The organism is Stenotrophomonas muris, from assembly GCF_052751275.1.
Map to the genome: position 1 here is coordinate 2,947,722 of NZ_CP199879.1, position 20,148 is coordinate 2,967,869.

The window sequence follows — 20,148 nt, forward strand, 5'->3', positions numbered from 1 at the left end:
TGTCGGGTAACCACGCCGTCAGCCGGTCCGTTACCCCTGGGGTGTAAGGATGAACCTACGTGATCTGAAGTACCTGGTAGCCCTGGCCGACCACAAGCATTTCGGCCGGGCTGCCGCCTCCTGCTTCGTCAGCCAGCCCACGCTGTCGACGCAGATCCGCAAGCTGGAAGAAGAGCTGGGCCTGCCGCTGGTGGAACGCGCACCGCGCAAGGTGATGCTGACCCCGGCCGGCCAGGAAGCGGCGGCACGGGCGCGGGTGATCGTGTCCGAAGTGGAACAGCTGAAGGAAGCGGCGCGACGCAGCCGCGATCCGGAAGCCGGCACGGTGCGCCTGGGCATCTTCCCGACCCTCGGCCCGTACCTGCTGCCGCATGTGATCCCGCGCATCCGCGAGCGCTTCCCGGAGCTGGAACTGCTGCTGGTCGAGGAAAAGAGCGACGTGCTGCTGGACCGCCTGCGCGAAGGCAAGCTCGACGCCGCACTGCTGGCCCTGCCGGTGATCGACGACCAGCTGCATGCCGAATTCCTGTTCGAGGAACCGTTCCTGCTGGCCGTGTCCGGGCGCCACCCGCTGGCCCGCCGCGAACACCTGGACGTGCAGGAACTGGCCACGCAGAAGCTGCTGCTGCTGGAAGACGGGCATTGCCTGCGCGACCAGGCGCTGGAAGTCTGCCGCCTGTTCGGCGCCAACGAGAAGTCCGAATTCCGCGCCACCAGCCTGGAAACCCTGCGGCAGATGGTCGCCGCCGACGTCGGCATCACCCTGCTGCCGAGCCTGTCGGTGCAGCCGCCGGTGCCGCGCTCGAACAACATCCGGCTGCTCGATTTCACCGGCGAAGGCCGTCCCAGCCGCCGCATCGCCATGATCTGGCGCCGCAGCTCGGCCATGAACGACTTCCTGATGGAGCTGGCCGACCAGTTCAAGCGCCTGCCGCAGGCACTGTTCACGCTGGAGGCGCTCGATGCCGGCAGCGATGCACCGGCCCTGCCCGGCCCCGCGCTGAACGGCTGAGCCCCCGCAGCACCGGCCCGGAATCGGCAGGAGTCGATTCCGGCCGCATTTGTCCCCACAATACAGACAGGCGGCGCCAGCAGGTGCCGCCTTTTGCATGGCTTTCAACCAAGGAGCTTCACCATGAACACCGCCAGCGGCCTGCCGCCGTCGATCACCGTTTCTACCTTCGACATGGACCGCCTGGACGCCATGCTCGAATCCCCTGCGCTGAGCCAGACGCCTGCCGCGCTCGCGCTTGCTGAAGAACTCAACCGGGCCACCGTGCTGGCACCGGACCAGATTCCCGAAGGCATCGTCATGATGCATTCGCGCGTGGAGTGCGAAGATGAAGTGTCGGGCGAAAAGCACGTCCTGACCCTGGTCTTCCCCCGCGAAGCCAATGTCGATGAAGGCAAGGTCTCCGTGCTGGCCCCGGTCGGCAGTGCCCTGCTCGGCCTGGCCATCGGCCAGAGCATCGACTGGAACGCGCCCGGCGGCCGCAAGCTGCGCCTGCGCGTGACTGCGGTCCACAACGACCGCCCCTGATTACCGCTGCGCACCGCGCGCGATTCGATCCCCCTGCACCAGGAGCCGTAATGAGTACCCCGTCCAAACTGTCCCAGCTGCGCGAACTGTCCGTGGTCGTTGCCGATACCGGTGACTACGAGGCGATCAAGCGCCTGCAGCCGGTGGACTGCACCACCAACCCGACCCTGGTGAAGAAGGCGCTGGACCTGCCGGTCTACGCCGAACTGATCGAACGCGAACTGGCCTGGGGCCGCCAGCAGGCCGGCGACCGCGAAGCCGTGGTGCACGCCGTGGCCGACCGCCTGACCATCGGCGTCGGCGCGCTGCTGAGCACGCTGGTGCCGGGCCGCGTGTCCACCGAAGTGGACGCCGACCAGGCCCACGACACCGCCGCCACCGTGGCCAAGGCCCGCCAGTTCATCCAGATGTACGCCGATGCCGGGGTGCCGCGCGAGAAGATCCTGATCAAGATCGCCGCGACCTGGGAAGGCGTGGAAGCCGCGCGCATCCTGCAGGCCGAAGGCATCGACTGCAACCTGACCCTGATCTTCAACCCGACCCAGGCGCTGGCCTGCAGCGAGGCCGGCGCGTTCCTGATCTCCCCGTTCGTCGGCCGCATCCTGGACTGGTACGTGGCCAACGGCCAGACCCCGGCCAGCATCGACGAAGACCCGGGCGTGAAGTTCGTGCGCGGCGTCTATGCCGAATTCAAGCGCCGCGGTTCGAAGACGGTGGTGATGGGCGCCTCGTTCCGTTCGACCGCACAGATCGAAGCGCTGGCCGGCTGCGACCGCCTGACCATTTCGCCGGACCTGCTGGAGAAGCTGGACGCCGACCACGGCGCGCTGCCGCGCAAGCTGGTGGCCGGTGCCGCTGATGGCGCGGCGGTGCCCCCGATCGATGCGGCGACGTTCGCAGCAGACCTGGCGGCCGATCCGATGGCGACCGAGAAGCTGGCGACCGGTATCGATGCGTTTGCCAAGGATCTGGAAGCGCTGCGCGAGCGGATCCGCGCGGCACTGTGAGGATTCCGGCCAACGGCTGAGCCCCTCGTGGCAGGTCGGTTGGTCGCAAAGAGCAAAAAGCCGCGCTGGGTCGGGCGGGTTGGGTTCGCGGGAGACGCCGTGAATCCATCCCTGGAGGCTTGGCCGCCGCATCCATGCGGCGGACACTCCCGCGAACCCAACCCGCCCGCCCTCTGACAGTTTCCGGTGGCCACCCGCCACGGAAGAAAGAAAGAAGAGCAACAGCGGGTCGCGCGCTTCGCTTGCTCGGAGCCGAGCATGGCTCGGCTCTACAAGGGCAATGCAGAACCAAATAAAAAGGACGCGGCGAACGCCGCGTCCTTTTTGTTTTCCATCAGTTCGTCAGTAACCCAATGCTCTTTCCCACCGTCACCGGGAAACTGTCGGGGGTGGGGCGGTGTGGGTTGGCAGGACCGTTGGCGCCATGGGCCCGAGGCATGCCTCGGTCGGGTTGGGCAGGACGCCCAACCCCGGTCTTGCCGTGTGCGCAGGACAGCGCACACGAGCAAGGCGCCATCGAGCCCCCAGGGACGGGTTCACGGCGTGTCCTGCCAACCCACACCGCCCCACCCAACAAGCAGCAACCCAGAGCCGCTTTGGCTTTGGCTTTGGCTTTGGCTTTGGCTTTCAGCCGTTGACGTTGCCCGCCGCAGGCGGACCACCGCGCGTCAGCGCGGCGCCTCCACATCCAACCCGATCGGGCAGCTCACGCCGGTGCCGCCGATGCCGCAGTAGCCGTTCGGATTCTTCGCCAGGTACTGCTGGTGATAGTCCTCGGCGTAGTAGTACGCCGGTGCCGGGTACACGATCTCGGTGGTGATCGGGCCGTAGCCGGCCGCATCCAGCTGGGCCTGGTAGGCCTCGCGGCTGGCCAGCGCGGCAGCGTACTGTGCCTCGTCGGTGGCGTGGATCGCCGAACGGTACTGGGTGCCGGTGTCGTTGCCCTGGCGCATGCCCTGGGTCGGGTCGTGGCTTTCCCAGAACAGCTGCAGCAGCCGTTCCAGGCTCACCACCGCCGGGTCGAACACCACCTGCACCACTTCGGTGTGCCCGGTCAGGCCCGAGCACACTTCTTCATAGGTCGGGTTCGGGGTGATACCGCCGGCGTAGCCGACCGAGGTGCTGTACACGCCCGGCTCGGTCCAGAACTTGCGCTCGGCGCCCCAGAAACAGCCCAGCGCGAAGCGGATCTGCTGCAGGCCGGCGAAACGGTCCTTCAGCGGATGGCTGTTCACGAAGTGCTGGTTGCTGTGCAGCGGCAATGGCTGCTCGCGCCCCGGCAATGCCTCTTCCGGGCGCGGCAGGCGCTGCTTGAAGGCCCCGATGCCGAGGATGCCCTGGCCAATTCCCAACATGATGCGCTCCTACGCCGGCAGTCCGGCCATATCGTCTGCATCGGAAATGGGGTCGGCGGCGGCCTGGCCCAAGTCCAGCGCCGCGATGATGTCCTCCGCCTGCGGCCGCGCCGCGTCGGGGATGCCGACCCGCAACACACCGAACAACGGCAGCTCGCCCATGCCCCCCAGCAGCTGCTCGCCGAACACGAAGGCGGGGATGCCGGCGTTCTCCAGCGCGTGCTTGACCAGATGGGCGTCGAACAGGTTGTCGGCCTTGTACACGATGTGCATGCGGCGGCTCCTCGGGGCAGGGCTCCAGCATACGCCCGGGGGCTGAATGGTGCCGGGGGCGGGATCGGAGAGTTGCCGGCCAGCGGCCGGCACTACCAGAGGGCGGGGCCGGCATCCCCACACCCCACCGGGCAGCCCTGCCCCGTACGCGCTAGACTGTTGGTCTTTCTGCCTTTCTTTTCGCCGACTCATGTCCGAGCACACCCCCGCCAGCCCCGAGACCCCCGCCGACAGCCACGAAAAGCGCGATTTCATCCGCCAGATCGTGCGCGAGGACCTGGCCAGCGGAAAGCACCAGGCGATCAAGACCCGCTTCCCGCCGGAGCCGAACGGCTACCTGCACATCGGTCACGCCAAGTCGATCTGCCTGAACTTCGGCATCGCCGGCGAGTTCAGCGGCGTCTGCAACCTGCGCTTCGATGACACCAACCCGGCCAAGGAAGATCCGGAATACGTGGCCGCGATCCAGGACGACGTGCGCTGGCTGGGCTTCGAGTGGAACGAGCTGCGCCACGCCTCGGACTATTTCCAGGCCTATTACCTGGCCGCCGAGAAGCTGATCGAACAGGGCAAGGCCTACGTCTGCGACCTGTCGGCCGAGGAAGTGCGCGCCTACCGCGGCACCCTGACCGAGCCGGGCCGCCCGTCGCCATGGCGCGACCGCAGCGTCGAGGAAAACCTCGACCTGTTCCGCCGCATGCGCGCCGGTGAATTCCCGGATGGTGCGCGCACCCTGCGCGCCAGGATCGACATGGCCAGCGGCAACATCAACCTGCGCGATCCGGCGCTGTACCGCATCAAGCACGTCGAGCACCAGAACACCGGCAATGCGTGGCCGATCTACCCGATGTACGACTTCGCCCACGCGCTGGGTGATTCGATCGAAGGCATCACCCACTCGCTGTGCACGCTGGAATTCGAAGACCACCGCCCGCTGTACGACTGGTGCGTGGACAACGTCGACTTCGCCCATGACGACGCGCTGACCCAGCCGCTGGTCGATGCCGGCCTGCCGCGCGAAGCGGCCAAGCCGCGCCAGATCGAGTTCTCGCGCCTGAACATCAACTACACGGTGATGAGCAAGCGCAAGCTGATGGCGCTGGTCACCGAACAGCTGGTGGACGGCTGGGAAGACCCGCGCATGCCGACCCTGCAGGGCCTGCGTCGCCGTGGTTACACCCCGGCCGCGATGCGCCTGTTCGCCGAGCGCGTGGGCATCAGCAAGCAGAATTCGCTGATCGACTTCAGCGTGCTGGAAGGCGCGCTGCGCGAGGACCTGGACAGTGCCGCACCGCGCCGCATGGCAGTGGTCGATCCGGTCAAGCTGGTGCTGACCAACTTGCCGGAAGGCCACGAAGAGCAGCTGACCTTCAGCAACCACCCGAAGGACGAAAGCTTCGGCAGCCGCGAAGTACCGTTCGCACGCGAAGTGTGGATCGACCGCGAGGACTTCGCCGAAGTGCCGCCGAAGGGCTGGAAGCGCCTGGTCCCGGGGGGCGAAGTGCGCCTGCGCGGCGCCGGCATCATCCGCTGCGACGAAGTGATCAAGGATGCCGACGGCACCATCACCGAGCTGCGTGGCTGGCTGGATCCGGAATCGCGTCCGGGCATGGAAGGCGCCAACCGCAAGGTCAAGGGCACCATCCACTGGGTCAGCGCCGTGCACGGCGTACCGGCCGAGATCCGCCTGTACGACCGCCTGTTCTCGGTGCCGAACCCGGACGACGAATCGGAAGGCAAGACCTACCGCGATTACCTCAACCCGGAATCGCGCCGCACTGTCACCGGCTATGTCGAGCCGGCCGCGGCCAGCGCCGCGCCGGAGCAGTCGTTCCAGTTCGAGCGTACCGGCTACTTCGTGGCCGACCGCCGCGACCATACCGCAGCCACGCCGGTATTCAACCGCAGCGTGACCCTGCGCGATACCTGGTCGGCCTGAGGGCCTGCGCGGGCGCCTGGATGGCGCCCGCACGACCGCGACGATGATCACCGCCCTTTCCGTCCTGCTCTGGTTCATCTCGCAGCATCCGCTGCTGACGTTCTTTGCAGCAATGGTGCTGGCCGGGCTGGTCTCGTGGTGGCGGCGCTTTCCGGGCTACGCCATCGTGGTGTTCCCGCTGGCGATGCTCAACATGTTCCTCGGCCACTTCCTCAACGCCGCCTTCCTCAACGTGGTGGGCGAGCGTGGTGAAGCGGTGATCGTCAAGACCGAGCGGACCAGCTCCACGCTCAACGAGCAGTACATCTGGCGCTACGAAGGGGTGCTGCGTACCGCCGAGGGCCGCGACGTGGACGTGGTGTTCCACACCAACACCGCTTCGCTGTGGCCGCTGGAAAACGCCATCCGTATCCCGGCGCGCGACCAGCCGTTCGTGGTCAAGTACACGCCGGGCTTCCCACGCAACTTCGTCATCCTCACCAACGAGTCACCGCACGGCGTCGCCCAGGCCCGGGCCAGCGCGCGCGAGCGGGTGGAGGTGGCGGCACGCAAGCTGCATTTCAGCCCGGGTAATGCCGGTTTCCGCGCGGACTATCGCCGCGAGCTGGAAACCTGGCTGCGCGACCACGGCAACGATCCGCGGCAGCAATCCGACGCGCAGCGATATCGCGCCGAGCTCGACGCACTCGACCGCTAGCCCCAGGCCCTGCCTGGATGTTCCGCCCCATCCATCCACAGGCCTGACATGACCACGAGCGCCACCGCCCTCCTCCCGCTGCTGCAGCAGGCCCTGCAGGACACCGGCACCGCCAGCCGCATCGACGGCAACGCGCTGCTGCTCGACAGCGGCCTGCGCCTGACCCCGCATGCAATGGCCGCGCAAGCGCGCGACAACGGCGGCTGGCAGACCTCCACCGTCATTGAAAGCCAGCATCCGCAGTTGTTCGCCGATGGCCTGTTCGAGTACCAGCACGCAAATGGTGCCGATGAGCAGGCATCGCTGTTGTCCGGCTTCCAGGCCTGGGCCCGGGTGGACCTGGTGACCCTGCAGACCGCGATCGGCGCCCAAGACGCACAGGGCCTGCCGATGATGGGCCTGACCTATCCGGTCGGCGACGAGGGTGAGGAACATCAGCGCACCGTTGTGCTGGGGCCGTTGGCGCACTACCGTGCACAGGACGTGGATGCCTCCACCTGCAGCGAAGACGATCATGGCTCCTGCCCCTGCTGCCTGTTCACCCGCAGCATGGAGGCCTTCGACGAGCTGCTGAAAGCCCGCCATTTCCTCGCCATCCGCCTGTTCGCCTCGCGCGATGCCGACGGCCTGTGCGAGGCCGATTGCCGGGTCAACGGCCACGACTTCGCCGCCGCCCTGCCCCTGCTGCGCGCCTATGCTGCCAGTTGGCCGCAGGCCGGGCTGGAATTCCGCAAGCAGTACGTGGTGATCCGCACCGGCTCGCCGGGCTGAGCCCGGCCCACGCGCGGTACAGGCCGGTGCGGCTACACTGCGCGCCGGTTTCCCCAAGCAACCGCACTTTTTCCCATCCCACACGAGGCACCCCCGCGATGCTGTACGCGCAAGTCCACCTGACCCTTCCCGCCTGGATCCACGACCAGATCGACCTGGATCGTCGATATCCGGGCGATGAGGCCAAGGTCGCGCTGGCGATCGAGCTGTCGCGGCTGAACGTCGAGCACGCCAGTGGCGGTCCGTTCGGTGCGGTGGTGTTCGGACCGGACGACAAGGTCATCGCCGCCGGCGTGAACCGGGTGATGCCGCACGCGACCTCGCTGGCGCACGCCGAGAACATGGCCTACATGCTGGCCCAGCAGCGCCTGCAGACCCCGCGCCTGAACGCGGTGCTGTCGCCGGTCACCCTGGCCACCAGCTCGCAGCCGTGCTGCCAGTGCTACGGCGCCACCGTGTGGGCCGGCATCGACCGCCTGCTGATCGGTGCCAACTCGGCCGACGTCGAGGAACTGACCCCGTTCGATGAAGGCCCGCTGCCGGCCGACTGGGTGGGTGAACTCAACAAGCGCGGCATCGAAGTGGTGCAAGGCCTGAACCGCGACGCCGCGCGCAGCGTGCTGCGTGCCTATGGGGAAAGCGATGGCGCCCGTTACTGAAACCGGCATCGGCCTGCTGTGCCTGTGCCGGCAGGGCTTCGAGCCCGAGCTGGCCGGCGAGCTGCAGTTCCGCGCCGGTGAAGCCGGTTTCGCCGGCTATGCGCGCACCCAGCGCAATGACGGCTACGTGCTTTTCATGTGCGACGAAGCCGCCGCGCTGGCGCCGCGCCTGCGCTGGCGCGAGCTGATCTTCGCGCGGCAGAAGCTGGTGGTGCTGGCCGAACTGCCGCAGCTGGACCCGGCGGACCGGATCACCCCGATGCTGGAAGTGCTGGCCGATGCGCCGCGCTTCGGCGACCTGTGGGTGGAACACCCCGATTCGGACGCCGGCAAGCCACTGTCCGGTCTGGCCCGTGCCTTCGGCAATGCACTGCGCCCGGCGCTGCGCAAGGCCGGCAAGCTCACTGATAAGCCGAACAACCGCCTGCCGCGCCTGCATGTGGTGTTCGTCGATGGCACCCATGCCTTCGTCTGCGTGGCCGACCCGGCCGACAGCGCACCGTGGGCGCTGGGCATCCCGCGCCTGAAGCTGCTGCCCGAGGCGCCTTCGCGTTCGGCGCTGAAGCTGGACGAGGCGCTGCTGACCCTGCTGACGCCGGAAGAACGCGAGGCGCTGGCCAAGCCCGGCATGCGTGCGGCCGACCTCGGCGCCGCACCCGGCGGCTGGACCTGGGTGCTGACCCGCCAGCACATGCACGTGCTGAGCATCGACAACGGCCCGCTGCGCCAGCACGTGCTGGACACCGGACTGGTCGAGCACCTGCGCGCCGATGGCTTCCACTGGCACCCGGAACAGCCGCTGGACTGGATGGTCTGCGACATGGTCGAGCAGCCGCGCCGCGTGGCCGAACGCATGGCCACCTGGTTCCGCGAGGGCTGGTGCCGGCATGCGATCTTCAATCTGAAACTGCCGATGAAGAAGCGCTGGGACGAAACCCGGCTGTGCCTGGACCTGTTCCAGGACCAGGCCGGCAAGCCGCTGGTGGTCCGCGCCAAGCAGCTCTATCACGATCGTGAAGAGATCACCGTGCTGGCTTCGCCGCTGCGCTGATCCGTCATCGGCGGCACAGGTTGCCGGGAGTACGCTCCCGGTACCCTCTGGCAAGGAGCCTGTCATGAACCTTCCGCGTACTGCGCTGCTGTTGACCATCCTGCTGGCCTCGGTACCGGCCATCGCCCAGCACGGCCCGTCCACGCCGGCGCAGAGCCAGCCGCTGGGCCCCACCGGCGGCGCGATCCGCCAGCAACCGCTGGATGCGGGCCGGGTCAGCGGCAGCGTCGAGATTCCGCAGCCGGCCGGCGAGGCACAGGTGACCGTGCGTTCGCTGGAACCGAGCAGCGTGGTCGGCCAGTACCGCATCCATTTCGCCGCGCTGGATGTGAATGGCGACGGCTTCATCAGCCGCGAGGAAGCACAGGCCAATCCGGCGCTGGCCGACGAATTCAATTCGCTGGACCGCAGGCACCGCGGCAAGCTGGACCGCACCGACCTGGCCGGCTGGCTGGTGGATTGAAAAAGGGGACGGAGGGGATTAAGTCGTATGTGCACAAACGACTTAATCCCCTCCGTCCCCTTTTTGCTTCAGACGCCGGCGGCGCGCTTCCAGAACGCCTGTACCAGCGGCGGCCATTTGCCGACACAGCCCAGCGCGCGGCCACGGGCCAGGGTCAGGTGCATCTCGTCGTTGGAGAACAGGCGGTTGATCGCATCGAAGCTGTAGGCGGCGATCTGGTTGTCGCTGCGCCGTTCGCGTGCCCAGCGCTGCAGGCGCTGCGGCGACAGCCGCGGCTGGCCACGGCGCTCGGCCGACGGCGCCAGCCACTGCTGCAGGGCGGCGACATCGCGCAGGCCCAGGTTCACGCCCTGCCCGGCCAGCGGATGCACCACATGCGCGGCATCACCCAATGCCAGCACGCGGCCGGCCACGTAGTGACGGGCCAGTTGGCGACGCAGCGGGAAGGCCGCACGCGGTGACGCCAGTCGCAGCTCACCCAGCCGTGCGGCGAAGGCGCGGGTCAGTTCCCGGTTGAAGGCGTCCTCGTCCAAGGCCAGCACACGTGCCGCCTCGTCCTCGGGCAGGGTCCAGACGATCGAGCTGCGGCGCTCGGCCACCGGCAGCAACGCCAGCGGCCCGCCCGGCAGGAAACGCTGCCAGGCGGTGGCCTGGTTGGGAAGATCGCTGTCCACGTAGGCCACCACGCCACGCTGGTGGTAGTCATGCTTTTCAACCTCGATCCCGGCCAGTTGGCGCAGGGTCGATTCGGCGCCGTCGGCGGCCACTGCCAACGCCGCTTCCAGGCGACGCCCGTCATCCAGGCGCAGGCGCACGCCCTCCTCGTCCTGCTCCAGCGCGTCCACCCGTGCCGGGCAGTGCAGCTGCACACCCGCCGCCGGCAACGCCGCCCACAGGCGATCCTGCAGCAGGCCGTTCTCGACGATGTAGCCCAGTTCACGACGGCCGAAGCGATCGGCATCGAACAGCAGATCTTCGCCACCGGCCGCATCCCACACCTGCATGCGCCGATAGGGCCAGGCACGGGCCTGCGCGATCGCCGGCCACACACCGAGGCGGTTCAGCAGCTGAACGTTGTCAGCAGCGAAGGCGAACACGCGCAGGTCAGGCTGTGCGGCCTGCCACGGCGCGGGCTCACGACCTTCCACCAGCGCAACCGACAGGCCGGCATCGGCCAGCGCCAGCGCGCACGCGGCACCGACCACGCCACCACCGACGATGGCCACATCAAGGCGCATGCGCCGGCTCATGCGGCTTCTCCGCGGCACAGGCGCGGCACTTCGCCGCGGAAGCCCATCGCGCCACCGACCAGCATCGACTGCACCGAGGCGCGTTGCGCGGCCACCAGGCCGAGGCTGCGCAGCGGCCGCATCAGCGGTGCCGGATTGCTGGTCAGCCGTGCCAGGCCACCCGAGAACGCCACCGTCTGCCGTCGGTCTTCCTGGCGGCGCGCAACATAGGCCTGCAGCAGCACATCGCTGCCGGCATCCTCGTGCGCATCCTCCAGCAGTTCGGCCAGGGTCAGCGCATCGCGCAGGCCCAGGTTGAAGCCCTGCGCACCCAGCGGGTGGATGGTCTGCGCGGCATTGCCCAGCAGCACCGTGCGTTCACCGGCCAATGCGCGCGCCAGCACCTGGATGAGCGGATAAGCGCTGCGTGGACCGGATTCGAGCAGGCGGCCGGCACGCCAGCCGATCGCATCCTGCAGGCGCTGCAGCCAGGCCGCATCGTCCAGCGCCATCACCGCATCGGCCTGGTCCCGCGCCACGCCGTGCACGGTGCCGAAGTGGCGGTCGCCGCGCGGCAGCAGGGCGGTCGGGCCGGTATCGGTGAAGCGCTCCCAGGCCGTGCCATCCGGCGCGCGCTGGCTGCGCACGCGGGCCACGAACAGGGTCTGCTGGAAATCATGCCGGTCGACCTCGATGCCCAGCGCGCCACGCACACCGCTGGTCGTGCCATCGGCACCGACCACCAGCCGTGCCAGCAGTACGCGCTCGCCGGTCTCGTCGGCCACCCGCACCTGGCGGTAGCCGTCGACCACCTCGCCCAGGCCCAGGAACCGCATCGGCCGGTAGCGCCGCAGCTGCGGCAGCTCCTGCAGGCGCGCTTCCAGCGCCTGGCCGAAGTCACGCGCGACAACCACCTGGCCGAACCACGGCCGGTCGTAGTCGGAAGCCTCCAGCTGCACGCGGCCGAAATCGCCGGCGCGGCTGACATGGATGCGGCGGATCGGGCCCGGCGCCATCGCCAGCTTCTGCATGACCCCCAACGCGGTCAGCGCGTTGACGGTCGCCGCGGCGAAACTGAGGTTGCGCTGGTCGAACACCGCCGGCAGCTCGCCGGCCGGGCTGGCTTCGAGCAGGCCCACGTCGCGGCCCAACCGGTCCAGGGCAATGGCCAGGCTGGCACCGACCAGGCCGCCACCGACGATCAGCACGTCATGTCGTTCACTCATGGTGTTCATGATACGCGCTCGCCCCGCCCGGACACCCAACAGCCCCCGACCTGCGCCAACCGGCGCGGCGGGCTAGAATGAAACCTGAATCCGCTCCGGGCCCGCTGCCATGTCCGCCACCGCCAACCGTGCCTTCGTCCTGTCCGTACTCGTGCTGTTGCTGGCGGCGACCCGGGTCAACCACTTCGCGGCGATCCCGGATGCCTCCTGGGCGGTGTTCTTCATCGGCGGCTTCTACCTGGCTGGCTGGACCCGCTGGGCGTTCCCGCTGCTGATGGTGTTCGCGGTGCTGGTGGACTGGATCGTGATCCGCAGCAGCGGCCTGGATTTCTGGCAGCACTACTGCGTGTCGCCGGGTTACTGGCTGCTGCTGCCGGCGTATTTCTCGCTGTGGGCCGGCGGCATGCTGCTGGGCCGCAACTACCAGGGGGCACGCTGGCCAGTACTGGCCAAGGGCGCGCTGCTGCTGGTGGCCTCGGTGGCGGTCTGTCACCTGCTCGCGCAGGGCGGCTTCTACTGGACCAGCCGCAACGTGGCCGAGCCGACGCTGGCCGGCTGGGCACAGAACTACGCACAGTGGTTCGGGCCGTACCTGCGCACCACCGCCATCTACGTGGCGCTGGCCTCCGCCCTGCAGCTGGCCGTGGAGCAGGTACTGAAGCTCCAGCAGGCCCGCCGCGACATCCGGCACTGAGCCGCGCCATGGGTCATCGCCTCTCGCGCATCTATACCCGCACCGGCGACGACGGCAGTACCGGCCTTGGCGACGGCCAGCGCGTGGCCAAGGATGATGCCCGCGTGGCGTCCTACGGCACTGTCGACGAAGCCAATGCCGCACTCGGCCTGCTGCTGGCCACGGCGCTGCCCGAAGACGTGCGCGCGCTGGTGGTGCATCTGCAGCACCAGCTGTTCGACCTGGGCGCCGAACTGTGCATCCCCGGCCACGCCGCGATCCACGCCGCCGATGTGTCGGCACTGGAACAGCAGCTGGATCACTACAACGCCAGCCTGCCGATGTTGAAGGAATTCATCCTGCCAGCCGGTGGCGAGGCCGCCGCACGCTGCCACCTGGCGCGCACCATCGTCCGCCGGGCCGAGCGCGAGACGGTCACCCTGGCCCGCCACGACGCCGTGCGCAGCGAGGCACTGCAGTACCTCAACCGGCTGTCGGACCTGTTGTTCGTGCTGGCCCGGGTGCTGGCCCGTGCCGATGGCCATGGCGAAGCGCTGTGGCAGCCACAGCAGCGCCAGCGCTGAGTCGGCACGATGCTGGTCTTCACCCATCCGTCCTGCCTGCTGCATGACCCCGGCCCTGGCCATCCGGAGTGCCCGCAACGCCTGCAGCATGTGCTCGATGCCCTGCACGCCGCCTTCCCCGGCCAGCTGGACTGGCGCGAGGCGCCGCCGGCCAAGTTCGGCGAACTGACCCGGGTCCACGACAGCGCCCTGCTCGACTTCGTGCTGCAGCCGCAGACCGCGCCGCTGCGACAGCTGGACATGGACACCTGGACCTCGCCCGGCTCGGCCAGTGCCGCCGTGCATGCCGCCGGCGCCGGCGTGGCGGCGGTAGATGCGGTGATGCTGGGCGAGGACCCGCTGGCGTTCTGCGCGGTGCGGCCACCGGGCCACCACGCCACCAGCAGCACTGCGATGGGCTTCTGCCTGCTCAACAACATCGCCATCGCCGCCGCCTACGCCCGTGACCGTCATGGCCTGGAGCGGATCGCGGTGGTCGATTTCGATGTCCACCATGGCAACGGCACCCAGGACATCTTCCAGCACGACGCCCGGGTCTCGTACTACAGCACCCACCAGGCCGGGCTGTTCCCCAACTCCGGCCTGCGCCGCGACCGCGGTGCCGGCAACCTGATGAACATCCTGCTGCCCCCCGGCAGCGGCGGTTTCCGCTTCCGCAATGTGTGGGCCGACGAGATGCTGCCGGCCATCGACGACTTCCGGCCGCAGCTGCTGCTGATTTCGGCCGGCTTCGATGCCCACCTGCGCGATCCGCAGGCCGACCTGATGCTGGAAACCGACGATTTCGCCTGGATCACCCGCGAACTGCATGCGCTGGCGCGCCGCCATGCGGCCGGCCGGGTGGTCTCGATGCTGGAAGGCGGCTATGACCTGCAGGCCCTTGCCGAGTGCAGCGTGGCCCATGTCCGGGCCCTGCTGTCCCCCCCACCGGGGAGCGTCTCCGGATGAACCCGAACCGGCAGGATCCGACGCCCTTCATTGCCCCTATGCAAGGGATGGGGCAAGCTACCGTCCGTTTTCGCCCGAATCCGAACCGCGTGCGCCGAGCCCTCCGCCTGCTTCCCCTGCCTCTGAGCATCGCCATCTGCCTGCCGGCAATGGCCGATGAAAAGCCGCTCAACTGGGGCCTGTGCCCGGCTACCGACGTGATTCCCGCGTTCACCGATGCCCCTGTCCCGGTCCCGGTCCCGGGGCAGGACAAGGCCGCCGCCAGCGCCGCGCGCGAGCAGCAGCCGACCGACATCGAGGGTGACCAGCTGCTGGGCACCACCACCGTGCCGCAGTACGAAGGCAACGTGGCCCTGCGCCGTGGCGACCAGTTCGTCGGCACCGACAAGCTCAGCTTCGATACCGAGACCGGCAACTACATCGCCGACGGCAATGTCCGCTACCAGGACTCCTCGATCCGCATGGTCGCCAAGCGCGCCGAGGGCAACCAGGAAAGCGACACCCACAAGATCACCGACATCAAGTACCAGCTGGTGTCGCGCCGCGGCAACGGCGATGCCGAATCGGTCGACCTGCAGGGCGCGGTCGGCCAGATGCACCGCTCCACCTACACCACCTGCGACCCGTCGCAGCCGGTGTGGAAGCTGTCGGCGCCGCAGATCGAAGTGGACAACGACGAAGGCTTCGGTACCGCCCGCAACGCCGTGCTTCGCATCGGCAAGGTGCCGGTGCTGTGGGCGCCGTACTTCAAGTTCCCGATCGACGACCGCCGCAAGACCGGCCTGCTGTTCCCGCAGCTGGGCATGTCCGGCCGCAACGGTTTCGATTACGCACAGCCGATCTACTTCAACCTGGCGCCGAACTACGACGACACGTTGACCCCGCGCTACATGAGCCGGCGCGGCCTGATGCTCGACAACGAATTCCGCTACCTCTACAACGGCGGCCGCGGCGAACTGCTGACCGCGTTCATGCCCAACGACAAACTGCGCGACCGCGACCGCGGCCGGGTGATGTTCGGCGGCTACCACAACCTCGACGACCACTGGCAGGCCCGCGCCAACCTGGCCTGGGTCAGCGACGAACGCTATGTGGAAGACTTCGCCAACCGCCTGGTGGGGGTCACCGCGTCGAACCTGCAGAGCACCATCGGCCTGTACGGCACTGGCAGGAACTGGACGGCCGGCATCATGGCCGACCGCTGGCAGCTGACCGACTACACCCTCAACGAGGGTGCGCTGGCCTACAACCGCCAGCCGCGCCTGTATCTCAACTGGGACAAGCCGGTCCTGCCGTGGCTGGAAACCGGCATCTACGCCGAAGCCGTGCGTTTCACCCACGACGACATCAACTTCAAGTACGGCGCTGATGCGGGACCGGACCTGCAGTACACCCGCAACGGCAGCCGTCAGACCGACGGCATCGGTGTCAGCGGCGGCTCGCGGCTGGATGTCAAACCCTACGTGTCGTTCCCGATCAGCGGCGCGGCCTGGTATGTCACGCCGACCCTGGCCTACCGCTATACCGGTTACCAGCTGGACCGTGGCCTGGTTGATGGCGTGAACGGCATCCGCGGCCAGATCCTGCGTTCGCAGGGCATCGACCCGAACACCGCCACACCGGAACAGCTGCGCGGCAACACCTCGCCCAGCCGCAGCCTGCCGATCGGCAGCATCGACGCCGGCCTGTTCTTCGATCGCGAGACCCGCATCGGTGGCAAGTCCTTCCTGCAGACCCTGGAACCGCGCCTGTTCTACCTGCGCACGCCCTACCGCGATCAGGACGAGCTGCCGATCTTCGACACCCGCGACTTCACCTTCAGCTGGGGCCAGCTGTTCCGCGATTCTCGCTATACCGGCGCCGATCGCCAGAACGACGCCAACCAGCTGACCATGGCGCTGAGCACCCGCTTCATCGACCAGACCACCGGCAAGGAACGCTTCTCGGCCTCCATCGGCCAGATCCAGTACTTCGACGAATCGCGGGTGACCGTCACCCCGGGTGGCGCGCCGGTGGAGAAGGGCAAGTCGGCGTGGATCGCTGACGGCAACTACATGATCAACGACCGCTGGACCCTGGGTGCCACCTACCAGTGGGACCCCAAGTACAAGCGCGAGGATCTGGCCAGCGTCCGCGCCCGCTACCTGATGCCCAACGATGGCGTGATCAACCTCAGCTACCGTTACCGCATCAACTCCGGCGCCCCGGCCACCGCCAACAAGCATGACCGCACGCTGCTGGAACAGGCCGACCTGTCGTTCCTGTACCCGCTGAATGCGCGCTGGAGCCTGGTCGGCCGCTACTACTACTCGCTGCAGGACAAGGAACCGCTGGAGATCATCGCCGGCGTCCAGTGGGACAGCTGCTGCCTGGCCGTGCGTGCGGTCGCCCGCCGCTACGTCCGCAACCGCGAAGGCGAGATGAACAACGCCATCCAGCTGGAGTTCGTGCTCAAGGGCCTGAGCTCCCTGGGCCAGGACACGGACCGTACCCTGCGCCGTGCTATCCTCGGCTACAACCGCGACGACCTCTATCTCGTGCCGCCGAGCAACACCGGGGCGACCCGGGATGACTACGATCCGAACCTGATCCCATGACCAAGCGCTTCCCCGTTCTTCTCGCCTCGCTGCTGGCGGTGTCCAGCGTGTCCGCCCCCCTGCAGGTGCTTGCCCAGGAGGCGCAGCCGCTTGACCGCATCGCCGCCGTCGTCGATGAGGACGTGATCCTGCAGAGCGAGCTCCAGCGTGCGATCGCCAACATCAAGGCGCAGTACGCCGGCCGTGAAAACCAGCTGCCGCCGGAAGACGTGCTCAGCCGCCAGGTGCTCGAGCGCCTGGTGCTGGTCAAGCTGCAGGTGGCCCGCGCCCAGGGCAGCGGCATCCGGGTCAGCGACCAGGAGCTGAACCAGGCGATGAACTCCATCGCCCAGCAGAATGGGTCCAACCTGGACGCCCTGCGCCAGCGCCTGGCCCATGACGGCATCGACTTCAACGATTTCCGCGCTTCGGTGCGTGATGAGATCACCGTGCAGCGCCTGCGCCAGAGCTTCGCGCAGAGCCGCATCAGCGTCAGCGAGGGTGAAGTCGACGCCGCGCTGAAGCAGCAGGCCACGGTGGGCAACCAGTACCACCTGGCGCACATCCTGATCGCCCTGCCCGACGGCGCCAACGCTGACCAGATCGCCACCGGCCAGAAGAAGGCCGATGGTGTGAAGACCCTGCTGGACAAGGGCGAGCTGGACTTCAACGCAGCGGCCGTGCGCTATTCGGACAGCCCGAATGCACTGGAAGGCGGCGACCTGGGCTGGCGCAGCCTGGATGAAATCCCGCAGGCCTTTGCCCAGATGATGGAAAAGATGAAGCCCGGCGAAGTGGTCGGCCCGATCCGTGGCCCGAGCGGCTTCCAGCTGCTGAAGCTGGTGGAAGTGCGTGACGCCAGCTCCGCCGCCGCCGGTGAGCATACGGTCACCGAATTCCACGGCCGCCATATCCTGGTGCGCGTGGACGACCACCAGACCGACGCCGCCGCCAAGGCCAAGATCGACACCCTGCGTGCCCGCATCGCCGGTGGTGCCGAGTTCCAGACCGTTGCCAAGGAGTCCTCCGAGGACAACAACAGCAAGGGCCAGGGCGGTGACCTGGGCTGGTTCCCGGCCGACGCGTTCGGTCCGGCCTTCGGCCAGCAGGTGGAAGGTCTCCAGGACGGTGGCGTCAGCCAGCCGTTCCGTACCGATGCCGGTTGGCACATCGTGCAGCGCGTGGCGACCCGCCAGACCGACGTGACCACCGACAACCAGCGTGCCCAGGTCCGCGAGACCATCGGCCGCCGCAAGCTGGAAGACGAGTACAACCGCTTCCTGCAGGAACTGCGTGGCGAAGCCTACGTCAGCTTCCGCAGCGGCGACCGCGCGGAAAACACCGCCACCCCGCCGCAGTCCTGACCGATGCGCCCCGAGCTCGCTCTGGTACCGGGCGAGCCCGCCGGGATCGGCCCGGAGCTATGTGTCCGCCTCGTCCAGCAGCCGCGTGAAGATTGCCGGCTACTGGCCTTCGCCGATCCGGACACCCTGCACGCGGCCGCGGCCGCGCTGAACCTGCCCCTGCAGCTGCTGCCCGAGGACGCCGAAGCACGCGCCCCCGGCGATCTGCGCCTGCGCGCTGTCCGCAACGCTGCGCCCAGCCGCTTCGGCCAGGCCGATCCGGCCAATGCCGGCGCGGTCATCGGCGCCCTGCTCGGCGCCGGCCAGGCCTGCCTGTCCGGCGAACTGCACGGTGTTGTGACCGGCCCGGTGCACAAGGCGGTCATCAATGAAGGCGGCATCGCCTACAGCGGCACCACTGAACTGCTGGCCGACCAGGCCGGGGTAAAGGTGGTGATGATGCTGGCCAACCACATCGTGCGCGTGGCCCTGGCCACCACCCACCTGCCGCTGCGCGAGGTGGCCGATGCGATCACCGCGCCCGGCCTGGAGCACGCGCTGCGCACGGTGCACGCCGCACTGCGCCGTGAGTTCGGCCTGCCTGCGCCGCGCATCGCCGTGCTCGGCCTGAACCCGCACGCCGGCGAAGATGGCCACCTGGGCCGCGAAGAACTGGATCTGGTCATCCCGCTGCTGCAGCGCCTGCGCGCGGAGGGCATGGACCTGGTCGGGCCGCTGCCGGCCGATACCGCCTTCCTGCCCGCCAAGCTGGCCGGCTTCGACACCGTGCTGGCGATGTACCACGACCAGGGCCTGCCGGTACTGAAATATTCCGGCTTCGAACAGGCGGTGAACCTGACCCTGGGCCTGCCCTATCCGCGCGTGGCGGTGGACCATGGCACCGCGCTGGAGCTGGCCGGCCGCGGCATCGCCGATCCCTCCAGCCTGCAGGCGGCAACGACGCTGTGTGCGCAGCTTGCGCGGCAACGTACACTGGGCGCATGAATTCCCCGCATTCCCCCTCCGGCCCGGTGTTCACCGCACCGGCCAAGAAGCAGCTTGGCCAGCATTTCCTGGCCGACCGCCACTACATCGACAAGATCGTGATGGCGGTCAACCCGAAAGACGGCGACCGCCTGGTCGAGATCGGCCCTGGCCAGGGCGCGATCACCCTGCCGCTGCTGCGCGCGCACCCCACGCTGACGGTGATCGAGTTCGACCGCGATCTGATCGCGCCGCTGACCGCCGCCGCCGAGCCGCTGGGCGAGCTGACCATCGTTCATCGCGACGTGCTGCGCGTGGACTTCACCGAACTGGCCGCCGGCCAGCCGATCCGCCTGGTCGGCAACCTGCCCTACAACATCTCCTCGCCGATCCTGTTCCATGCGCTGGAGCATGCCGCGGTCATCCGCGACATGCACTTCATGCTGCAGAAGGAAGTGGTCGACCGCATGGCGGCCGGCCCCGGCAGCAAGGTGTATGGCCGCCTCAGCGTGATGCTGCAGGCCTACTGCCAGGTGACCTCGCTGTTCGTGGTGCCGCCGGGCGCGTTCCGGCCGCCGCCGAAGGTCGATTCGGCCGTGGTGCGTCTGGTGCCGCGTGACCCGGCCGCGATCAACATCAACGACCACAAGCGCTTCGCCGAGGTGGTCAAGGCCGCCTTCGGGCAGCGCCGCAAGACCCTGCGCAATGCCCTGAACAACGTGGTGTCCGCCGAGCAGTTCATCGCCGCCGGCGTGCGTCCCGATGCCCGCGCCGAACAGCTGGACGTGGCCGAATTCATCGCTTTGGCCAATGCCTCCTGATTACACTGC

The 20,148-nt window shown here is 68.3% G+C and carries 20 protein-coding genes; 16 read left to right on the forward strand and 4 right to left on the reverse strand.

The window, feature by feature from the left end:
• Nucleotides 1–49 precede the first annotated feature (49 nt).
• From ACUVWL_RS13850 to ACUVWL_RS13860, 3 genes are all read left to right on the forward strand, one after another.
• Nucleotides 50–1,012 carry a LysR substrate-binding domain-containing protein gene (locus ACUVWL_RS13850; protein WP_014646003.1) on the forward strand — a complete coding sequence of 321 codons (963 nt, stop codon included), beginning with the start codon at nucleotides 50–52 and terminating at the stop codon, nucleotides 1,010–1,012.
• Between the two features lie 123 nt (nucleotides 1,013–1,135).
• A complete protein-coding gene (rnk, locus tag ACUVWL_RS13855; protein WP_014036052.1) occupies nucleotides 1,136–1,540 on the forward strand; it encodes a nucleoside diphosphate kinase regulator in 405 nt (134 codons plus the stop codon).
• A 50-nt stretch (nucleotides 1,541–1,590) separates the two neighbouring features.
• A complete protein-coding gene (locus ACUVWL_RS13860) occupies nucleotides 1,591–2,547 on the forward strand; it encodes a transaldolase (RefSeq protein WP_049440146.1) in 957 nt (318 codons plus the stop codon).
• 668 nt (nucleotides 2,548–3,215) lie between these two features.
• Here the strand turns inward: ACUVWL_RS13860 and msrA are convergent.
• Both msrA and ACUVWL_RS13870 read right to left on the reverse strand, forming a co-directional pair.
• On the reverse strand, nucleotides 3,216–3,881 hold the full coding sequence (gene msrA, locus ACUVWL_RS13865) for a peptide-methionine (S)-S-oxide reductase MsrA (RefSeq protein ID WP_032956996.1): 666 nt from the start codon (nucleotides 3,879–3,881) through the stop codon (nucleotides 3,216–3,218).
• A gap of 30 nt (nucleotides 3,882–3,911) precedes the next feature.
• Nucleotides 3,912–4,175, reverse strand: a complete 264-nt coding sequence (locus tag ACUVWL_RS13870; protein ID WP_032956987.1) for a putative signal transducing protein — start codon at nucleotides 4,173–4,175, stop codon at nucleotides 3,912–3,914.
• Between the two features lie 190 nt (nucleotides 4,176–4,365).
• Between ACUVWL_RS13870 and ACUVWL_RS13875 the strand changes: the two genes are divergently transcribed.
• The 6 genes from ACUVWL_RS13875 (at nucleotide 4,366) to ACUVWL_RS13900 (ending at nucleotide 9,755) form a co-directional block, all read left to right on the forward strand.
• Nucleotides 4,366–6,114 carry a glutamine--tRNA ligase/YqeY domain fusion protein gene (locus tag ACUVWL_RS13875; protein WP_049440148.1) on the forward strand — a complete coding sequence of 583 codons (1,749 nt, stop codon included), beginning with the start codon at nucleotides 4,366–4,368 and terminating at the stop codon, nucleotides 6,112–6,114.
• Nucleotides 6,115–6,157: 43 nt separating this feature from the next.
• Nucleotides 6,158–6,811, forward strand: coding sequence for a membrane protein (locus ACUVWL_RS13880; RefSeq protein ID WP_049440149.1), 654 nt, complete (start codon nucleotides 6,158–6,160; stop codon nucleotides 6,809–6,811).
• Nucleotides 6,812–6,859: 48 nt separating this feature from the next.
• Entirely contained in the window at nucleotides 6,860–7,582 is a 723-nt protein-coding gene (locus ACUVWL_RS13885; protein WP_014645997.1) for a DUF6348 family protein, read from the forward strand.
• Between the two features lie 98 nt (nucleotides 7,583–7,680).
• Entirely contained in the window at nucleotides 7,681–8,241 is a 561-nt protein-coding gene (locus ACUVWL_RS13890) for a nucleoside deaminase (RefSeq protein WP_004154307.1), read from the forward strand.
• Entirely contained in the window at nucleotides 8,225–9,292 is a 1,068-nt protein-coding gene (gene rlmM, locus ACUVWL_RS13895) for a 23S rRNA (cytidine(2498)-2'-O)-methyltransferase RlmM (protein WP_046428937.1), read from the forward strand. The genes ACUVWL_RS13890 and rlmM overlap by 17 nt, the downstream gene beginning before the upstream one ends.
• Nucleotides 9,293–9,356: 64 nt before the next feature.
• On the forward strand, nucleotides 9,357–9,755 hold the full coding sequence (locus ACUVWL_RS13900) for a hypothetical protein (RefSeq protein ID WP_049440150.1): 399 nt from the start codon (nucleotides 9,357–9,359) through the stop codon (nucleotides 9,753–9,755).
• A gap of 68 nt (nucleotides 9,756–9,823) precedes the next feature.
• Here the strand turns inward: ACUVWL_RS13900 and ACUVWL_RS13905 are convergent, their stop codons facing one another.
• Complete coding sequence (locus ACUVWL_RS13905) at nucleotides 9,824–11,005, reverse strand: UbiH/UbiF family hydroxylase (RefSeq protein WP_126411748.1); 1,182 nt, start codon at nucleotides 11,003–11,005, stop codon at nucleotides 9,824–9,826.
• Nucleotides 11,002–12,210: a 2-octaprenyl-6-methoxyphenyl hydroxylase gene (gene ubiH / locus ACUVWL_RS13910; RefSeq protein WP_014645993.1), complete on the reverse strand. Its 1,209-nt coding sequence runs from the start codon at nucleotides 12,208–12,210 to the stop codon at nucleotides 11,002–11,004. Before ubiH ends, ACUVWL_RS13905 begins: the two co-directional genes overlap by 4 nt.
• Nucleotides 12,211–12,319: 109 nt before the next feature.
• On the opposite strand from ubiH, the gene ACUVWL_RS13915 reads away from it, so the two are divergent.
• The 7 genes from ACUVWL_RS13915 to rsmA all read left to right on the forward strand — a co-directional run bounded on the left by ACUVWL_RS13915 (nucleotide 12,320) and on the right by rsmA (nucleotide 20,139).
• Nucleotides 12,320–12,904, forward strand: a complete 585-nt coding sequence (locus ACUVWL_RS13915; protein ID WP_053495544.1) for a hypothetical protein — start codon at nucleotides 12,320–12,322, stop codon at nucleotides 12,902–12,904.
• Nucleotides 12,905–12,912: 8 nt separating this feature from the next.
• Nucleotides 12,913–13,467, forward strand: a complete 555-nt coding sequence (locus ACUVWL_RS13920; RefSeq protein ID WP_049404150.1) for a cob(I)yrinic acid a,c-diamide adenosyltransferase — start codon at nucleotides 12,913–12,915, stop codon at nucleotides 13,465–13,467.
• Between the two features lie 9 nt (nucleotides 13,468–13,476).
• Entirely contained in the window at nucleotides 13,477–14,415 is a 939-nt protein-coding gene (locus ACUVWL_RS13925) for a histone deacetylase family protein (protein WP_032959020.1), read from the forward strand.
• Between the two features lie 89 nt (nucleotides 14,416–14,504).
• The gene (lptD, locus tag ACUVWL_RS13930; RefSeq protein ID WP_162838511.1) at nucleotides 14,505–17,012 is read left to right on the forward strand and encodes an LPS-assembly protein LptD; all 2,508 of its coding nucleotides are present in this window, start codon (nucleotides 14,505–14,507) and stop codon (nucleotides 17,010–17,012) included.
• Nucleotides 17,009–18,355 carry a peptidylprolyl isomerase gene (locus tag ACUVWL_RS13935; RefSeq protein WP_032959016.1) on the forward strand — a complete coding sequence of 449 codons (1,347 nt, stop codon included), beginning with the start codon at nucleotides 17,009–17,011 and terminating at the stop codon, nucleotides 18,353–18,355. The genes lptD and ACUVWL_RS13935 overlap by 4 nt, the downstream gene beginning before the upstream one ends.
• A 3-nt stretch (nucleotides 18,356–18,358) precedes the next feature.
• Nucleotides 18,359–19,339: a 4-hydroxythreonine-4-phosphate dehydrogenase PdxA gene (gene pdxA / locus ACUVWL_RS13940; protein WP_032959015.1), complete on the forward strand. Its 981-nt coding sequence runs from the start codon at nucleotides 18,359–18,361 to the stop codon at nucleotides 19,337–19,339.
• The gene (gene rsmA, locus ACUVWL_RS13945) at nucleotides 19,336–20,139 is read left to right on the forward strand and encodes a 16S rRNA (adenine(1518)-N(6)/adenine(1519)-N(6))-dimethyltransferase RsmA (RefSeq protein WP_445978466.1); all 804 of its coding nucleotides are present in this window, start codon (nucleotides 19,336–19,338) and stop codon (nucleotides 20,137–20,139) included. The genes pdxA and rsmA overlap by 4 nt, the downstream gene beginning before the upstream one ends.
• The last annotated feature ends 9 nt before the right edge of the window (nucleotides 20,140–20,148 follow it).

Excerpts from the sequence above, each read along its gene's own strand:
- rlmM (WP_046428937.1), top strand. The coding sequence starts at position 8,225 with ATGGCGCCCGTTACTGAAACCGGCATCGGCCTGCTGTGCCTGTGCCGG.
- ACUVWL_RS13920 (WP_049404150.1), top strand. The coding sequence starts at position 12,913 with ATGGGTCATCGCCTCTCGCGCATCTATACCCGCACCGGCGACGACGGC.
- pdxA (WP_032959015.1), top strand. The coding sequence starts at position 18,359 with ATGCGCCCCGAGCTCGCTCTGGTACCGGGCGAGCCCGCCGGGATCGGC.
- ACUVWL_RS13905 (WP_126411748.1), bottom strand. The coding sequence starts at position 11,005 with ATGAGCCGGCGCATGCGCCTTGATGTGGCCATCGTCGGTGGTGGCGTG.
- rnk (WP_014036052.1), top strand. The coding sequence starts at position 1,136 with ATGAACACCGCCAGCGGCCTGCCGCCGTCGATCACCGTTTCTACCTTC.
- ACUVWL_RS13875 (WP_049440148.1), top strand. The coding sequence starts at position 4,366 with ATGTCCGAGCACACCCCCGCCAGCCCCGAGACCCCCGCCGACAGCCAC.
- ACUVWL_RS13850 (WP_014646003.1), top strand. The coding sequence starts at position 50 with ATGAACCTACGTGATCTGAAGTACCTGGTAGCCCTGGCCGACCACAAG.
- ACUVWL_RS13935 (WP_032959016.1), top strand. The coding sequence starts at position 17,009 with ATGACCAAGCGCTTCCCCGTTCTTCTCGCCTCGCTGCTGGCGGTGTCC.
- ACUVWL_RS13870 (WP_032956987.1), bottom strand. The coding sequence starts at position 4,175 with ATGCACATCGTGTACAAGGCCGACAACCTGTTCGACGCCCATCTGGTC.
- ACUVWL_RS13925 (WP_032959020.1), top strand. The coding sequence starts at position 13,477 with ATGCTGGTCTTCACCCATCCGTCCTGCCTGCTGCATGACCCCGGCCCT.
- ACUVWL_RS13860 (WP_049440146.1), top strand. The coding sequence starts at position 1,591 with ATGAGTACCCCGTCCAAACTGTCCCAGCTGCGCGAACTGTCCGTGGTC.
- ACUVWL_RS13915 (WP_053495544.1), top strand. The coding sequence starts at position 12,320 with ATGTCCGCCACCGCCAACCGTGCCTTCGTCCTGTCCGTACTCGTGCTG.
- ACUVWL_RS13900 (WP_049440150.1), top strand. The coding sequence starts at position 9,357 with ATGAACCTTCCGCGTACTGCGCTGCTGTTGACCATCCTGCTGGCCTCG.
- ACUVWL_RS13880 (WP_049440149.1), top strand. The coding sequence starts at position 6,158 with ATGATCACCGCCCTTTCCGTCCTGCTCTGGTTCATCTCGCAGCATCCG.
- rsmA (WP_445978466.1), top strand. The coding sequence starts at position 19,336 with ATGAATTCCCCGCATTCCCCCTCCGGCCCGGTGTTCACCGCACCGGCC.
- ACUVWL_RS13885 (WP_014645997.1), top strand. The coding sequence starts at position 6,860 with ATGACCACGAGCGCCACCGCCCTCCTCCCGCTGCTGCAGCAGGCCCTG.
- ACUVWL_RS13890 (WP_004154307.1), top strand. The coding sequence starts at position 7,681 with ATGCTGTACGCGCAAGTCCACCTGACCCTTCCCGCCTGGATCCACGAC.
- ubiH (WP_014645993.1), bottom strand. The coding sequence starts at position 12,210 with ATGAGTGAACGACATGACGTGCTGATCGTCGGTGGCGGCCTGGTCGGT.